The following is a 648-nucleotide window of genomic DNA, read 5'->3' as shown; positions in this document are numbered from 1 at the left end:
TGCACTCATAGCTGCAATGGTATCGGTCATGTTATTGGCAGCTTCATACTGCGCTTTAACTAACGTGTTACCTTTGTCTGTATGAGCTAAGAACTGAAGGCATTGATTACGCAACGCACGTTTGCCGATTGCTGCATGGTCGATGGTGTATTCGGCTTGTTTTAGCGTGTGGTAAGTAGCACTTAGTTCGTCTTCCAATGCGGCAGAAAGTGACACTGTAATGCTATTTAAAACCGTATCAACTGCATCTACATCAATCTGTTTGTACCAGCCTGTGATTTCATTGATAGATGGCAATGAGAAGACTTGAGCGATAAATGCAGGCTCTAAGTTTTCATCCAATAATACGCCGCGGAATGCATCGATAAGATCTTCTGAAAGTTGAACCTCACTGCCCGTTTGGACATTGGTGACATTTTGTCGAATGTACTTCGCTAATAGCATTTGGCTTGCATCCCAACGAGCAAAATCGTTGGTTGCGTGCTTCATTAGGAAGATCAGTTCTGCGTCGCTGTAATCGTATTCCAATTTAACTGGCGCAGAGAACTCGCGTAACAATGAAGGCACTGGTTGTTCTGCGACATTCTCGAACACAAATGTTTGTTTATCTTGCTTGATGTCCAAAACATTGTGAACGGATTCGCCATT

The 648-nt window shown here is 43.2% G+C and carries 1 protein-coding gene; it reads right to left on the bottom strand.

Translation table 11 applies throughout. From position 1 onward, the window contains the following. The coding region (locus R7190_RS28205) for a DUF3458 domain-containing protein (RefSeq protein ID WP_318137970.1) at window positions 1–648 on the bottom strand (648 nt) is incomplete at both ends.

The sequence above is a fragment of the Vibrio sp. 1078-1 genome, assembly GCF_033340475.1.
This window is presented reverse-complemented; position numbering and strand designations above follow the sequence as displayed.